This is a genomic window from Neorhizobium sp. SOG26 (assembly GCF_003491345.1).
Lineage (GTDB): Bacteria > Pseudomonadota > Alphaproteobacteria > Rhizobiales > Rhizobiaceae > Neorhizobium > Neorhizobium turbinariae.
In genome coordinates this window covers 583,000-597,552 of sequence record NZ_CP025512.1, presented here as the reverse complement: position 1 = coordinate 597,552, position 14,553 = coordinate 583,000, and the positions used below count along the sequence as shown (strand labels likewise).

Annotated in this window: 18 protein-coding genes; 5 read left to right on the top strand and 13 right to left on the bottom strand. The window is 63.2% G+C overall.

Features of this window, described 5'->3' with window-relative positions:
• The first annotated feature begins 423 nt into the window (after nt 1–423).
• Nucleotides 424–840: a DUF5330 domain-containing protein gene (locus tag CYG48_RS02925; protein ID WP_118849009.1), complete on the top strand. Its 417-nt coding sequence runs from the start codon at nt 424–426 to the stop codon at nt 838–840.
• A 181-nt stretch (nt 841–1,021) separates the two neighbouring features.
• A complete protein-coding gene (locus CYG48_RS02920) occupies nt 1,022–1,444 on the top strand; it encodes a SufE family protein (RefSeq protein ID WP_118849008.1) in 423 nt (140 codons plus the stop codon).
• 12 nt (nt 1,445–1,456) lie between these two features.
• Here the strand turns inward: CYG48_RS02920 and CYG48_RS02915 are convergent, their stop codons facing one another.
• The 10 genes from CYG48_RS02915 to CYG48_RS02870 all read right to left on the bottom strand — a co-directional run bounded on the left by CYG48_RS02915 (nt 1,457) and on the right by CYG48_RS02870 (nt 9,844).
• Nucleotides 1,457–2,281 (bottom strand): DUF6456 domain-containing protein, encoded by an 825-nt coding sequence (locus CYG48_RS02915; RefSeq protein WP_245450396.1) that lies wholly within the window; start codon nt 2,279–2,281, stop codon nt 1,457–1,459.
• Complete coding sequence (locus CYG48_RS02910; RefSeq protein ID WP_445304315.1) at nt 2,274–2,684, bottom strand: helix-turn-helix domain-containing protein; 411 nt, start codon at nt 2,682–2,684, stop codon at nt 2,274–2,276. The genes CYG48_RS02915 and CYG48_RS02910 overlap by 8 nt, the downstream gene beginning before the upstream one ends.
• A 278-nt stretch (nt 2,685–2,962) precedes the next feature.
• Nucleotides 2,963–3,394, bottom strand: coding sequence for a MucR family transcriptional regulator (locus tag CYG48_RS02905; protein WP_118849006.1), 432 nt, complete (start codon nt 3,392–3,394; stop codon nt 2,963–2,965).
• A 391-nt stretch (nt 3,395–3,785) separates the two neighbouring features.
• Nucleotides 3,786–4,151, bottom strand: a complete 366-nt coding sequence (gene mnhG / locus CYG48_RS02900) for a monovalent cation/H(+) antiporter subunit G (RefSeq protein WP_118849005.1) — start codon at nt 4,149–4,151, stop codon at nt 3,786–3,788.
• Nucleotides 4,148–4,576 carry a cation:proton antiporter gene (locus CYG48_RS02895; protein WP_118849004.1) on the bottom strand — a complete coding sequence of 143 codons (429 nt, stop codon included), beginning with the start codon at nt 4,574–4,576 and terminating at the stop codon, nt 4,148–4,150. The genes mnhG and CYG48_RS02895 overlap by 4 nt, the downstream gene beginning before the upstream one ends.
• Nucleotides 4,573–5,046, bottom strand: a complete 474-nt coding sequence (locus CYG48_RS02890) for a Na+/H+ antiporter subunit E (protein WP_118849003.1) — start codon at nt 5,044–5,046, stop codon at nt 4,573–4,575. Before CYG48_RS02890 ends, CYG48_RS02895 begins: the two co-directional genes overlap by 4 nt.
• Nucleotides 5,043–6,608 carry a Na+/H+ antiporter subunit D gene (locus CYG48_RS02885; protein ID WP_118849002.1) on the bottom strand — a complete coding sequence of 522 codons (1,566 nt, stop codon included), beginning with the start codon at nt 6,606–6,608 and terminating at the stop codon, nt 5,043–5,045. Before CYG48_RS02885 ends, CYG48_RS02890 begins: the two co-directional genes overlap by 4 nt.
• 56 nt (nt 6,609–6,664) lie before the next feature.
• Nucleotides 6,665–7,042, bottom strand: coding sequence for a Na+/H+ antiporter subunit C (locus CYG48_RS02880; protein ID WP_118849001.1), 378 nt, complete (start codon nt 7,040–7,042; stop codon nt 6,665–6,667).
• Nucleotides 7,042–7,485 carry a Na+/H+ antiporter subunit B gene (locus tag CYG48_RS02875; RefSeq protein ID WP_118849000.1) on the bottom strand — a complete coding sequence of 148 codons (444 nt, stop codon included), beginning with the start codon at nt 7,483–7,485 and terminating at the stop codon, nt 7,042–7,044. Before CYG48_RS02875 ends, CYG48_RS02880 begins: the two co-directional genes overlap by 1 nt.
• 16 nt (nt 7,486–7,501) lie before the next feature.
• Complete coding sequence (locus CYG48_RS02870) at nt 7,502–9,844, bottom strand: putative monovalent cation/H+ antiporter subunit A (protein ID WP_118848999.1); 2,343 nt, start codon at nt 9,842–9,844, stop codon at nt 7,502–7,504.
• Between the two features lie 167 nt (nt 9,845–10,011).
• Between CYG48_RS02870 and msrB the strand changes: the two genes are divergently transcribed.
• Complete coding sequence (msrB, locus tag CYG48_RS02865) at nt 10,012–10,422, top strand: peptide-methionine (R)-S-oxide reductase MsrB (protein WP_118848998.1); 411 nt, start codon at nt 10,012–10,014, stop codon at nt 10,420–10,422.
• A 70-nt stretch (nt 10,423–10,492) separates the two neighbouring features.
• Here the strand turns inward: msrB and CYG48_RS02860 are convergent, their stop codons facing one another.
• A complete protein-coding gene (locus CYG48_RS02860) occupies nt 10,493–11,233 on the bottom strand; it encodes an SDR family NAD(P)-dependent oxidoreductase (RefSeq protein ID WP_118848997.1) in 741 nt (246 codons plus the stop codon).
• A gap of 135 nt (nt 11,234–11,368) precedes the next feature.
• On the opposite strand from CYG48_RS02860, the gene CYG48_RS02855 reads away from it, so the two are divergent.
• The gene (locus CYG48_RS02855; protein WP_445304349.1) at nt 11,369–12,040 is read left to right on the top strand and encodes a TetR/AcrR family transcriptional regulator; all 672 of its coding nucleotides are present in this window, start codon (nt 11,369–11,371) and stop codon (nt 12,038–12,040) included.
• Between the two features lie 7 nt (nt 12,041–12,047).
• Here CYG48_RS02855 and CYG48_RS02850 read toward each other — a convergent pair whose 3' ends face one another.
• Nucleotides 12,048–12,656 carry a LysE/ArgO family amino acid transporter gene (locus tag CYG48_RS02850; protein WP_118851459.1) on the bottom strand — a complete coding sequence of 203 codons (609 nt, stop codon included), beginning with the start codon at nt 12,654–12,656 and terminating at the stop codon, nt 12,048–12,050.
• A gap of 90 nt (nt 12,657–12,746) precedes the next feature.
• Between CYG48_RS02850 and CYG48_RS02845 the strand changes: the two genes are divergently transcribed.
• Nucleotides 12,747–13,667: a LysR family transcriptional regulator ArgP gene (locus CYG48_RS02845; RefSeq protein WP_118848995.1), complete on the top strand. Its 921-nt coding sequence runs from the start codon at nt 12,747–12,749 to the stop codon at nt 13,665–13,667.
• On the opposite strand, the gene CYG48_RS02840 is transcribed toward CYG48_RS02845, so the two are convergent.
• Nucleotides 13,645–14,514, bottom strand: a complete 870-nt coding sequence (locus CYG48_RS02840; RefSeq protein WP_118848994.1) for an aldose 1-epimerase family protein — start codon at nt 14,512–14,514, stop codon at nt 13,645–13,647. The two genes, CYG48_RS02845 and CYG48_RS02840, sit on opposite strands and share 23 nt — an antisense overlap.
• Nucleotides 14,515–14,553: the final 39 nt, after the last annotated feature.

The following is a 14,553-nucleotide window of genomic DNA, read 5'->3' as shown; positions in this document are numbered from 1 at the left end:
TCTCCGCCGCTTAAGGAATGGATAAAAGAGAGCGAGTCGCAAAGGCTCAAAAGCCGCCAAATCCCCCTTTGGGACATTCTCGGCGAAGCTTCTCGGCTTGTGGTTAACGGCAGGTAAGCGACGGATTTGCTTGCATTTTTCCTTTTGCGTTAACTTTTGTGGCAACCGACTCCCGTGCAAAGCCCGGTGTCCACGGCCCTGCCGCCGCATTTATGCTTAACAGCTGCGGCAGAACGTCGGGGCGAGGCCACAATCCTGCCTGTGCCAGACCGGGATCATTCAAATTCGAGATAAATTTGCGGAAAATTCGAGCAGCGGCTTCAAAGCCAAATTTGCTTCTGAGACGTTACACCTCGCTCCAAGACCGGGAGAGACCGGCGCACGCCCCGCAAGATGATCGCGGGAAAGACAGGTGGGTAGAACATGTGGTTTCTGATCAAGGGAACGTTCTGGTTTGCAGCCGTGCTGGTGGTGCTGTCCTATTTCAGCAGCAACCCGGTAAGCGATGATCGCGGCGCCTCGCCGCTCGAAGTCGCCGGTGCCCTGTCGGCTGCGACCGAAGCCTACCACTATGTCAGCGCGCTCTGCAGCGAGAAGCCCGAGGTCTGCGAAAAGGGCAGCGAAACCTTCTCCGCACTCGGCGTGCGAGCCAAGGAAGGCGCGCTGGTTGCCTTTCAGTTGCTCGACCAGCAGTTCGGTAGCGGCAAGAAGGCCGCCAGCACGCCGCTGATGAGCGATCCGGAGCCGACGCCATTCCCCGGCCAGGAAGCCGCCACCGCGGAGCCTGATGCGATCTCGACCGGCACGGTGCCAGTGCCGCAGAAGCGCCCCGCCCACTGATCCATCCCGAAATTCTTCAAGCTTGCGCCGGATACCTGGGATCCCTTTGTCCGGCGCGGGACACTGCCTGCCCGCCTATCAGCATCTGCTGGCGCCGTGAGGACGAAGGTCTTCACGGCGATTTTTTTGCTTTGATCCTGCCGGTGAGCACCTATATGGAGCAGCAACACCCGGAGTTCCTATGGCCAGCATCGAGCAGATCATCGACGATTTTGCATTCCTCGACGAATGGGAAGATCGCTACCGCTATGTGATCGAACTTGGGAAGGCGCTCCCGGACCTTCCCGAGGAGAAGAAGACGGCGGAATACAAGGTGCAGGGCTGCGCGAGCCAGGTGTGGCTGGTGAGCCATGTTGAAGACCAGAGCAGCGACCCGGTGATGACGTTCGAAGGTGATTCCGACGCGCATATCGTGCGCGGGCTGGTGGCGATCGTGCTTGCCGTTTATTCCGGCAAACATGCCTCAGAGATTGCCGGTACCGATGCGATCGAGATCTTCGACCGGATCGGCCTGGTGGAACACCTGTCGTCGCAGCGCGCCAATGGCCTGCGTTCGATGGTGAAGCGCATCCGCGGCGAAGCAAGCCTGCGCGCCGCGGCTTAACGACCCTCTCCCTCAACTCTCGATCGTCGGGCGAAAGTCGTCCGTGCCCCAATGGTGGCTGCGCCGGCGCCCCTGGCCGACCGGTGGCGCATAATGGCGCGCCAGCGCCAGAAGTGCGGTGCGCAACATCAGCTTGGCGGAGCGCGCCGGCCATTGCCGCTCTCGCTCCACCGTTTCCAGCCCCTTGGAAAAGCAGCAGACATCGATCGCGACACCGGCAAGCTCCGGTCCCATCGCTTCCACCGCGCGGGTAAAACGGCTTCGGGCGGCCAGCGCACTGTCGGCGATCTCCGCCTGGCCGCCAGCGCCTCCCCTGGAGCGCGAAGCAAGCCGTGGCTCCCAGGAGGCCGTGACGCGCGGCTGCATCTGCCCGCGGGTGAAATCCGACAACAGCCGCTCGCCCGCATCCACCGCCTCGACCGGCACGAAGGCCCTGCCATCGCGATCCTTCATGCGGGCAACGGCCCCGAGCGGCGATTCCTGCAGGTTGCGGCGCACCGGCTGGCGTTGGCCCTCGACATCGGCCGTGGAAACCTGGACCTCGCGATGCTGGCCGGCGAAGGCCTCCTCCCCTTCCGCCAGAGCACGACGGACGAAGGCTGAAGCCGCGCTGCTGGCTGTGATCGTATTGCCGCTCCTCACGGCAAGGCCGAGCGACACGGCCTCGTTGACCAACGCCTGTTCGTGGATCCGCTCCTCGCCATCGCGCAGCAGCCGCAACAAGCCGCCTTCCGCCGGCTCGATGGTGCAGGCGCCGCGGGCCAGTTGTCGGACGAGCCGCAGCAATTGCCGCCGGGCGTTGGTGGGCTGCAATTTCCGGGTCATGCGCTTAGTCATGGCTTGCCACCTCCGGGATGCTGAAGACCGCTGTCACAAGGCGTTCGACGGTGGAGATGAAGTCGTCAAAGGCGAGGTCGTCGCGCCGGTCTTCCACCACATGGCAGGCATGGCTCACCGTGCTGCGGTCACGGCCGAGCGCTTCGCCGATATCGCTCATGGAGATGCCGAGCGCGACATGGCAGACATACATGGCGATCTGGCGCACCTGGCACGTAAAGCGGCGACGGTCGCGGCGCAGGCTCACCCGATCGCCCAGCAGGCAGATCAGCTCGGCCACCATCTGACGCACGAGGCGGCAGGCAATGCGGATCGGGAGGCTTGCCGGCAGGCGCGGGCCCGGCATGGCCAGAACCCGCGCGGGTGGAGGAAAATACGGATCCGGGGAAATCTGGAAGGGCATGACAACTCCTCATCAAATAGGAATTAATTCATATACCCTAGAGCAAGAGCGGGGATAAACTAAGCCGAATCTTGGGATACTTCGATGCTAAGCCGTTGATAAACGGCAAGCCGTGGAAAACTAATGGGATTTTTTTCCTCTCCCCATCCACCTGTGCTATCGGAAAGCGGGCAAAGAAAAACCGGGCTCGAAGGCCCGGCTCATCCACCGTGGTGTCCACACGTCCTTGCTTCCGGGCGAGCCCGGAAGTCAGACGGGACGAACCGGCGTGCTTCTTTTCAAGCCTTGGCGCGCTTGCGGCGCTGGCCGAGGCCCATTTCCTTTGCGAGACGCGAGCGGGCTTCCGCATAGGCGGGAGCGACCATCGGATAGTCAGCAGGCAGGCCCCACTTCTCGCGATATTCTTCCGGTGTCATGTTGTAGTGCGTCATCAGGTGGCGCTTGAGCGACTTGAACTTCTGGCCGTCTTCCAGGCAGATCAGGTAGTCGTCTTCGATCGACTTCTTGATCGGAACCGGCGGCTTCGGCTTTTCGGTGCTCGTGACCACTGGCGCCGGGGACGAGGTGTTGCTGAGCGCCCCATGCACGTCCGAGATCAGGTTAGAGAGATCCGCCACGGGAACGACGTGGTTGCTCACATAGGCGGCCACAATATCCGCCGTCAATTCGACCAGCAGATCGGTGCCCTTACCCAGTGCGATTTCTGTCATTGTATGTGTCTCCTGTTCAACTCATGGCGCGCCCGCGACCTCCGCGACACGCGTCCACTTGCAGAATTCTCCGGAGGAAACTCTTCACCCGCATCGTGTCCGAAAGAAGCCTACCCCTAAGCTTCATTACGGGCGGAGAGATTATCACCAGATGGAGTTCCGCCGCATTTTCGGAATCACTTCATGTCGCACAAGCCTTGGATGCCAGTCGACTTGCAGTGATGCGAAATGCGATGTGCGGGAACGCCACGAACTCTACTGCGTACTGAAGTAACATTACTTCGACGAATATCAAGCAGCAAAATGTCCTACGATGGTCGATCACGCTACGCTGAGACCGGCGTTTGAGCTTTACTGATGAATAAAATCTATAGGCAGAACAGTTGAGAGCTTATTTCTGACGCAACGAGGACTGTATTCCCGATTTGTAGCGCTTCATTTCGTCACAGATCGAATCATCCCCGAGCCGATATCCTACCTTGTAGGCCGCCATTGCTAGGAGGTGCGCAGATACCGGTGCCGTCAATACAAAGAAGAGAAACCCGGCAATGGCTCGCGCAAAGGTCGAGAGGTCTCCTGCGTGGAGGCCGACGGCCAAGAGCAGCAGGCCGGAACCGACCGTACCCGCCTTGGAGGCGGCATGCATGCGGGTGAAGACTTCCGGGAAGCGGTTGAGGCCGATCGCCGCGACCAGCGCGAAGCCCGCGCCCGCCAGGATGAGGCAGGCGGTGACGATGGAAACGAGGAGCTCGATCATTTGCGTCCCTTTCCTGTGGCTGCCTTGCCTGCACCGACCTTGCCTGTTGCGGCTGCCTTGCGGGCTGGCGCCTGCTTCTTCTTGCCGCTGGTGGCCGCTTGGGATTCGGCCGTTTCAGCCACCCCGCCTTCGGCCGAGCGTGGCACGCTGCCGCGCGAAAGGATGAAGCGTGCGAAGGCAACGGTTGCCAGGAAGCCGACAAGGCCAAGCGAGATGGCGATGTCGATATAAAGGTTGAAGCCGGTGCGGATCGCGATCAGGGCAATGAAGCCGATGACGATGCCGGTCAGCATGTCGAGCGCCACGACGCGGTCTGCAAGCGTCGGGCCCTGGATGACCCGCCAGATCGTGAGCAGGAAGGCAAGCCCGAGGATGACGAAGCCGAGCCAGGTGGCAAGGCCGAGGATGAAGGCGGCGGCGGTCATCGGAACGCCTCCATGATCTTGCGCTCGAAGCCTTCGGCGATGTCGCGCTTGGCGCCTTCAATGTCCGAGCAATCGATCGCATGCACGAAGAGCGTCTTGCGGTCCTCCGAGACATCGACCGACAGGGTGCCGGGCGTCAGCGTGATGAGGTTGGCGAGCAGCGTGATCTCGAAATCGCGGTCCACCGTCAGCGGAAAGGCGAAAATGCCAGGCTTCAGGTCCATGCGGCGGCGGGTGACAAGCACTGCAACCTTCCAGGCGGACATGGCAAGTTCACGGAAGAACAGCACGACGAGCGAGATGAACTTTCCGACACGCGGCCAGTAGCCGTGGGCGTTCATTTCCCGCCGGACGACCCAGAGCGCCAGCGTGGCGAGCGCCAGGCCGAACAGCAGGTTATGGCCGGTGGCGCTGCCGGTGACCACGACCCAGATGAGGCCGAAGACAAGGGTGAGGATGAAGGTGATCACGGCGTGGCACCTCGCACGGCATCAGGAAAGACCGACAGGATATAGGCGCTCGGATCGGCAAGGCCGTCGGCGGCGGCCTGGCTCAGCGCCAGAAGCGGCTCCGGCAACAGGCCGAACCAGAGGACCAGCGCCGTCAGGGCGCCGATCGGCAGAACGGAGCGCCAGCCATGCGCGGCCTTCGGCGCGGGCGGCGTTTCAGCCTGCGGGCGCCAATAGGCGAGCAGGAAGACGCGCGCGAGGGACAGCGTGATCAGGAAGGCGGAGAGCAGGATGCCCGCGGCCAGCCACCAGGCGCCGATATCGAGCGAGGCCTTCAGAAGCGCCACCTTGGGCCAGAGGCCGGAAAGCGGCGGCAGGCCGGCGGCGGCGAGGAAGAGCAGCAGCGAGGCGGCCGAGAACCACGGCGCCTGCCGGTAAAGCCCGCCAAGCGAAGCAAGCGACCAGGAGCCGGCAAGATGGGCGGCGCGGCCGGCAACGACATAAAGCGCCGTCATCGTGACCATGGAATGCAGGGCATAGAGCATGGCGCCGCTGATGGCGGCCGGCGTGCCGATCGAAACACCGGCGAGAATGTTGCCGATGCCGGCGATCACCAGGTAACCGATCAGCCGGCGGATGTCGGTCTGCGCCAGGGCACCGATGGCACCGAGCATCATCGTCAGCACCGCCGAGACGGCAAGGATGAGGCTCAGCGTCTCGCGCTCGACCGGGAACAGCATCACGGTGACGCGGATCAGCGCGTAGATGCCGACCTTGGTGAGCAGGCCGCCGAACAGCGCCGACACGACGATGCGTGGCGTGTGGTAGGAAGCCGGCAGCCAGAAATTGACCGGGAAGGCCGCCGCCTTCATGCCGAAGGCGAGGATGAACAGCGTCGTCAGCGTGACGAGCGGCGCGGTGTCGCGCAGTTCCCCCGCCTTGCGGGCGATATCGGCCATGTTGAGCGTGCCGAAGATCGCGTAGAGGTAACCGACCGAGATGAGGAACAGCGTCGTCGCGACGAGGTTTAGGATGGCGTATTTCAGCGCCCCGTCGATCTGCTCCGGCTCCGAGCCGAGGATCAGCAGGCCGAAGGACGAGATCAGCAGAACCTCGAACCAGACGTAAAGGTTGAAGATATCGCCGGTGAGGAAGGCGCCGGAAACACCCGCCATCAGCAGCATCAGGAATGGGAAGAAGCCGTAGCGACGCCCGCTCCCCTCGATATCGACCAGCGCATAGATGCCGACCGCCAGCGCCACCACAGCCGCGGCAAGCGCCATGGCAGCGCCGAAGAGATCGGCGGTGAAGGCAATGCCAAAGGGCGGCAGCCAGCGCCCCATGACCATGGTCACCGGGCCTTCGGTTGAAACCTTCCACAAGAGTGCGGCGTCCAGCACCACCAGAAGCGTCAGCCCGCCGATCGCGACGAAGCCGTGCAAGCGCACCGACTTGCGGATCATCATCAGCGCGGCGCCGACAGTGATCATCAGCACAACCGGCAGCACCACCAGCCAGTCGGCAGTCGGCGTCGGGGTCAGCACGAGCGCGGAGGAAAGATCGATGGTGGCAGGAGATGCCATCAGGCCGCACCTCCGCTTATCCGTCCTTCGCGACGCAGGGAAAGCTCAGTCATGTGTCAGTACCCCATCGGCGGAAGCGGTTCGTTGCGCGGTTCGGCAAGCCGCATCTCGTCGGTATCGTCCGTCCCCAGTTCCTGGAAGGCGCGATAGGTAAGCACCAGGAGGAAGGCAAAGAAGGAAAAGGAGATGACGATCGCAGTGAGGATCAGCGCCTGCGGCAGCGGGTTCGCCGCGCTCGATGTCAGCACGTCCTCGCCGGCCGCAATGATCGGCGGCACTTCGCGCGTCAGGCGGCCGGAGGTGAACAGCAGAAGGTTCACCGCATTGCCGAGCAGCGCGACGCCAAGCAGGATGCGCACCGTGTATTTCGACAGCATCAGGTAAACCGCGCCGGCAAAGAACATGCCGATCAGGATGGCGAACAGCGTTTCCATCAGTGTTTCTCCTCCGGTCCGATTGTCGGGCCCGGCTCCTGTTCGAGCGCAAGCGCGATCGAGGCGATGGCGCCGACAACGACAAGATAGACGCCGATGTCGAAGGACATGACGGTGGCAAGCGGCACTTCGACGCCGAGGATCTGCGGATAAACCCAGAGCCCGGTCATGAAGGGCACGCGGAAGAAGATCGAGATGAGGCCCGACAAGGCAGCGAGCATCAGGCCGGCGCCGGCAATCGCCATCGGATGGAAGCGGATGGCGCGGCGCACGGCGGTGACGCCGAAGGCGATGCCATAGACACCCAAGGCCGATGCGGCGATCAGTCCGCCGATGAAGCCGCCGCCGGGCTCGTTATGCCCGCGCAGCAGCACGAAGATCGAGAAGAGCAGCATCAGGGCGGTGAGCACCGGTGCGACGGTGCGCAGGATCAGGCTGTTCATGGGCGGCCTCCCCTTCTCATAGCTTGCCCTCCTTCGCGCCCCGCCTGGAGCGAACGCGGATCAGCGCCAGCACCGCAAGTCCGGTGATCATCACCACCGAAATCTCGCCCAGGGTATCCACGCCGCGGAAGTCAACAATGATGACGTTCACGACATTGGCGCCATGCGCGATGGTCTTCGAATAGGTGTTGAAGAAGTCGGACAGCACGGTATCGAACGGGGTCTGCAACGACTTCAGGAGAAGCAGGGTGAAGCCGAGGCCGCAGGCGATTGCGATCGTCGAATCGAGCAGTTTCTGCGGCAGCGGACGGTGGTCTCGGCTCCAGAGTTGCAGCCGGGTCATGACCAGCGCAAGGATGACGACGGACAGCGTTTCCACCATGAACTGGGTGAAGGAAAGGTCCGGTGCGCCAAAAAGCAAGAAGATGACCGCGACCGCAAAACCCTGGACACCGAGCGAAACAATCGCCGTCAGCCGGTTCTTGGCACGCAGCACGGCGATGATGCCGATTGCCGCGATGATGAGGAAGGCCGCTTCCTGGACCAGCAGCAGATCCGGCAAGGGCGGCAGCGTCGGCCATTCGCCGGCGAGGATCAGCGGCAACAGCAGGGCAAGCGCCAGCAGGATGAAGGTGGCGGTGAGATAAAGCTCCAAGCGGCCCGGCTGCACGAACCGGGTAATCGCCGCCGACATCCGCACCAGCCCGCGCACGAAATAATCAAAGCCGCGGTCGGGACCGATGCCGAGCGCATCGACGAACTGCACGACCCAGGCACGGGCCTTGTCCATCCGCCAGAAGATCGCCAGGCCGAGCAGGATGGTGACGAGCGACAGCAGCAGCGGCATGCCGATATGCGGCACGGTGGAGATGTCGATCACGACCTTCTCGTCGACGACGGCGCTTGCCATCGGCGAGGAGATGTAGAAATGCGCGACGCCCGAGAAGATGCCGGCAAGCAGGCCGAGCCCCGCCAGCACGACCGGCCCGAGCCACAACGAGACCGGACCTTCATGGGCATGGCGCGGTGTTTCGACGTGGCGACCGAGGAAGGGCTTGAGGCCCACCGCGAAGGCGAGCGCGAACATCAGCGCGTTGCCGACGACAGCGATGGCGGTGAAGAAGACCGCCCGCGGATTGCCGGCGGCGAGCGCTGCATAGATCTCTTCCTTGGCGAGGAAGCCGAAGAACAGCGGCACGCCACCCATGGAAAGGGCGGCGAGCAATGCGGCGGCAAAGGTGATCGGCATGGCGGAGCGAAGCCCACCAAGCTTCGTCACGTCGCGCGTGCCGGCCTCGTGATCGATGGCGCCGACCGCCATGAAGAGCGCGCCCTTGAACAGGCTGTGCGCCACGAGATACAGAACCGCCGCTTCCACCGCATAGGTCGAGCCGAAGCCGGTGAGCATGACGAGCAGGCCGAGCGAGGCCATGGTCGTATAGGCGAGCATCAGCTTCAGGTCCGTCTGGCGCAAACCAAGGATCGTGCCGCTGATCAGCGTGATGCCGCCAAAGAAGGGCAGCAGGATTTCCCAGGCCGGCGTATCGCCCATCACCGGATTGAGGCGCATGAGGAGATAAACGCCTGCCTTCACCATGGTGGCCGAATGGAGATAGGCCGAGACCGGCGTCGGCGCTTCCATGGCGTTCGGCAGCCAGAAATGGAACGGGAACTGCGCCGACTTGGTGAAGGCGCCGCCGAGCACCAGAAGCAGGGTCGCGAAATAGAACGGGCTCTGGCGCAGGCCATCGCCCACATGCACGAGCAGCGAAAGCTGGGTGACACCGGTGACATTCCAGAGGAAAATCAGGCCGGCGAGCAGCGACAGGCCGCCTGCGCCGGTAACCACAAGTGCCTGCAGCGCGGCACGGCGCGCGGCCTCGCGCTCATGATCGAATCCGATCATCAGGAAGGAGGTGATCGAGGTGAGTTCCCAGAACACGAACAGCATGAGGAAGCTGTCGGAGATCACCAGGCCCAGCATTGCGCCCATGAAGGCGAGGATGAAACCGAGGAAGCGCCCCTGCAGCGGATGGCCCTTGAGGTACCCGCCGGCGTAAACAACGATCAACGCACCGATGCCGGTGATCAGCAGCGCGAAGGTGAGCGACAGGCCGTCGAGGAACCAGGAAAAGGAGAGATTGAAGCTCGGCACCCAGACATAACCGCCGGTCACGACTTCACCGGCCGCCACTTCCGGCAGGAAACGCGCAAACTGCAGGAAGGCCATGGCGGGCGCGAGCGCCAGGAGCCAGGCGGCCTTCGCACCTAGCGTCCGGACGAGAACCGGCGCAAGCAGCGCAGCCAGAAACGGCAGGAAAAGCGCAATGAAAGTCACTGCCGGCGCATTGGCGGCCATGTCCTCTCCCATGTTTTTTTGTCGTTGGGCGCCTGGGTGGCGGAAGGAAATGGTTTTCTATGGGAAAGAATCACTTGCCTCAAGCAAAACCGGTCAAAACGCACAGGAACTCGCCTTTTCCTTAGGCTTTCGCACACCTATCTAGGAGGAAAAGGAAAGGATCGACCATGTCCGACGTCGTCACCCCAAAAGTCCAGAAGTCTGATGCCGAGTGGCGTGAGGAGCTTTCGCCGGAGCAATATCGCATCCTGCGCCAGGCCGGCACCGAGCGCGCCTTTACCGGCCCGTTCTGGAACAGCAAGGAAAAGGGCCTTTACCGCTGCGCCGGCTGCGGCGAGGAACTTTTCATCTCCGACACCAAGTTTGACTCCGGCTGCGGCTGGCCGAGCTATTTCGAGCCCGCCAAGCCCGATGCGGTGACCGAACATCGCGACACCACCCACGGGATGATCCGCACCGAGGTGCGCTGCGCCAATTGCGGCGGCCATCTTGGCCACGTATTTCCGGACGGCCCGCCGCCGACCGGCCTGCGCTACTGCATCAACGGCCATGCGATGACGTTCGAGCCGCTGAAGTAATCACGCCCATGACACACGAAGGGAGGAGCCACCGGCCCCTCCCTTTTTTCATGCGCATTTTTGGCGGGTTTTACGTCAGCTGGCCGCCATCCACCGTCAGCACCGTTCCGGTGATATGCCGTGCGGCGGGCGTGGCCAGAAACGCGACGGCTGCGGCGACATCCTTTGGCTCGCCATACCGCCCAAGCGGGCTCAGGGAGCGCTGGAAATCGGAAAACTCGCCGTTCGCCGGGTTCATGTCGGTGTCCGTCGACCCCGGCTGCACCAGGTTGACGGTGATGTCACGCGGCCCGAGCTCGCGCGCCATGCCGCGGGTGAAGGATTGCAGAGCCGACTTGGTCATGTAGTAGACCGTGCCGGTGTCGCCGACGATGCGGTCGGCGCCGGCCGAGCCGATGTTGACGACCCGTCCGCCAGCTTTCAGATACGGAATGGCGGCTTGCGAGGCGAGGATCGGCCCGCGAATGTTCACCTTCAGCAGCGCATCAATTTCCTCAACACTGAACTTCTCGATCGTATCATACAGCGCAATCGCGGCATTATTGACGAGGATGTCGAGCCCGCCCAGTGTGCCGGCAGCTTCATCGACGGCGCGTTTGACCGCAGCCGGATCCGCGCTGTCGGCCTGTATGGCGAGGCCCTTGCGCCCCTGCGCTTCGATGGCGCGCACCACCTCGGCTGCCCGATCGGCTGCACGTTCATAGGTGATCGCCACGTCGGCACCCTTTTCTGCCAGCGCCAGGGCGATGGCTGCGCCTATGCCGCGCGATCCACCGGTAACAAGCGCGCGTTTTCCCAACAATTCGGTCATTGAACAACCTTTCTGTAATGATCGACACAGATTAACTGGGGACGGCGGCGCGCCCGTTCAAGGTATTTATGTGCCGATCGCCACAGAAACACCTTGTGGTTGTCGTAAGCCGTTGAGCGACTTATGTAATGAATGATGCAGAAATCGAAGGACAAGCCTGAAGCCGATCATCCCGCGCCATCCCGGCCGCGCGGACGCCCGCGCGCGTTCGACCGCGACGCGGCGCTGCAGCGGGCAACCCGCGTGTTCTGGGAAAAGGGCTTCGAAGCGACCTCGATGGCGGACCTGACCGAGGCCATGGGTATCGGATCACCCAGCCTCTACGCCGCCTTCGGCTCCAAGGAGGCTCTTTATGCCGAAGCACTCGGCTGTTACCAGCAAAGCTACGAGGCAATGGTCTGGCAGCGGTTCTTTGCGGCACGAACGGCGCGCGAGGCGGTTGCTTTTTTCCTTGCCGATTCTGCGGCAGTCCTGACCGGCGGCGCCGCCGACATCCCGACCGGCTGCATGGTGACCCTGTCGTCTGTCGGCAGCGAGGGGCATCGCGAGCTTGGCGAACTGGTGCGCGCCGCCCGCACTGTCACGTTCGACCGCATCCGCGCGCGTCTTGAAAAAGCGGTGGCGGATGGCGAGATCCCCGCCGCGACGGATATCGAGGCGCTGGCACGTTTCGTGCAGACGGTGCAGTTCGGCATGTCGATCCAGGCCCGCGACGGTGCTGGTCAGGCGGACCTGGAAGCGGTCGCGGATGTCGCGCTGCTTGGCTGGGACAGCCGGATTGCCGCGGCCGAGGCGGCAGCGGAATAACGGTGGCCTAGCGCTCCACCACAAGGCCGGTGGCGAGCGCCAGCATCATCAGGCCGATCAGCGTTTCCAGCACCCGCCAGGCAGCGGGCCTGACAAACAGCGGCCGCAGCCATTGCGCGCCATATCCCAGCGAAAAGAAGAACAGGAAGGAACCTGTGACTGCGCCCGCCGCAAACGAGGTGCGGCTGCCGGCAAACTGCGTCGACACCGTGCCGAGCAGCACCACCGTATCGAGATAGACATGCGGGTTGAGCCAGGTGAAGGCCAGGCAAGTAAGGAGCGTGGTGCGAAAGCTCGCCCCTGCCCCTTCGCCCAACACCAGCGCTTCCGAAGATTTGTAGGCAGACAGCAGGCTGCGGATGCCATACCAGAGCAGGAAGGTCGCGCCGCCATAACGCAACACCGGATCGAGCCATGGCAGGAACTCCGTGACCTGCCGGAAACTGCTGACGCCGAGCGTGATGAGCAGGGCATCGGAGAGAGCGCAGGCGAGGCAGACGGCAAACACGTGTTCGCGCCGCAGCCCCTGCCGCAACACGAAGGCGTTCTGCGCGCCGATCGCCACGATCAGGCTGAGCCCCATGCTCAAGCCTGCAAGATAGGTCGAAAGATCCATAGCCCCGCCACCATCACCAATGACGGTGCTGATACGTCCTTCCATCGTTTTAGGGTAGTTAAACCTGCTGCATGCAATTAAGCTTGGCTAATGCTCGACTACCCTGCTCTCCGAGCCGTTGCCGCCGTGATCGAAACCGGGAGTTTCGAGAAGGCTGCCGCACGGCTGAACGTTACGCCATCGGCGATCTCCCAGCGCGTCAAGCAGCTCGAGGAACGGATGGGCGTGGTGCTGGTGGTGCGCGGCACCCCTTGCCGTGCGACCGAAAAGGGTGAGTGGCTTTGTCGGCACATGGAGCATGTCGGTATGCTGGAGGCGGAGCTTCTGACGCATCTGCCCGCACTCGCCGACGAGAACGAGGACAAGGGGCCGGTGGCGCTGCACATCGCCGCCAATGCCGACAGCCTCGGCACCTGGTTCCTGCCGGCGATTGCCGACTATGCCAAGGCATCGGGCTTCATGCTGCATGTGGCGGTGGACGACCAGGACCATACGGCCGAATGGCTGCGGCAGGGGCGCGTCACGGCCGCGGTGACGAGCCTCGGCAAAGCCGTCCAGGGCTGCCGGGTGACGGCACTCGGCGCGCTGCGTTACCACGCAACGGCGAGCCCTGAGTTCGTGCAGCGCTTTTTCCCGGAGGGGGTGACGCCGGAAGCGCTGGCGAGCGCGCCGTCGCTCACCTTCAACCAGAAGGACCAATTGCAGGCGGAGTGGATCAAGCAGCAGTTCGGGCAAGCCATGCGCCATCCGAGCCACTGGCTGCCGTCGACGCAGGCCTTCGTGGACGCAAGCCTGATGGGCATGGGCTGGGGCATGAACCCGGCCATGCTGGTGCGCGAGCACATCAAGGCCGGGCGGCTGGTGGAATTGATCCCGAAGACGCCGCTCGATATTCCGCTGTTCTGGCAGATCAACCGGCTGACGGCGGACCGGCTCAGCCCCCTCACCCGGCAGATCACCGAAACCGCGAGGCGCGAACTGGTTCAGTCTAGCCCGAAAATTCAACCGTGAAGGCGAAGCGGGATTTTTCGCCCGGCTGCAGGATGACTGAATAAGGGCGCTTCGCCAGATCCCGCGAACCACCATGCCGGGCGGCGGTGCCATGCCATGGCTCGACGCAGAGGAAGGGCGCGCCGACCTTCTGCCAGAGCGCGATGTTCGGCAGGTTCTCGAAGGTGAAGTGCAGACGCGGGCCGTTTTCGGCAACATAGGTGAGCCCCGTGCCCGCGCCTTGGGCAAAGATCAACGCGTCGTTTTGGAAAAGCTCGTGCTCCAGCACGAGCGTGCCCTGCCGGAATGGCGACGGGCTCGTTTCATCCTTCACCAGCCCGTCTTCGAGCTGCGTCAACGGTGGTTCGGCGCCATTGTCCAGCGTCACCAGATGTGCCTCACCTTCGCCGCCGGGCAGCGGCCAGAGGAAGGCCGGGTGGTACCCGAAGCCGAACGGCATCGGCCGGGTGTCGCGGTTCTCGACTTCTGCCGAAACCGTCAACCGCGCGTCATCGAGCGCATATTCAACCGCCAGCAGGAACTCGAAGGGATAAGCGGCGCGCGTCGCCTCGGTAGCCGAAAGCTCGTAACGACAGGTGGTGTCGCTCGAGGCGGTCAGCGTAAATTCGCTGCGGCGCGCAAAGCCGTGCTGCGCCATCTCGTAGGTCCTGCCCTCGATCTCGACGCGGTTGTCGGGCGCCTTGCCGACCATCGGGAACAGGATCGGCGCGCGGCCGGTCCAGAACCTGGGGTCGCCATTCCACAACCAGGCGCGACCATCGGCACTGGTGACGCTCTGCATTTCGGCACCGAGCGAGGAAAGCTCGATCGTCAGGTGGCGGTTCGCGATGCGGGTAAGGCTGGTCATGCGGCAACTCTCGAAAGATTCGTCAGGAGAAGAGATCGA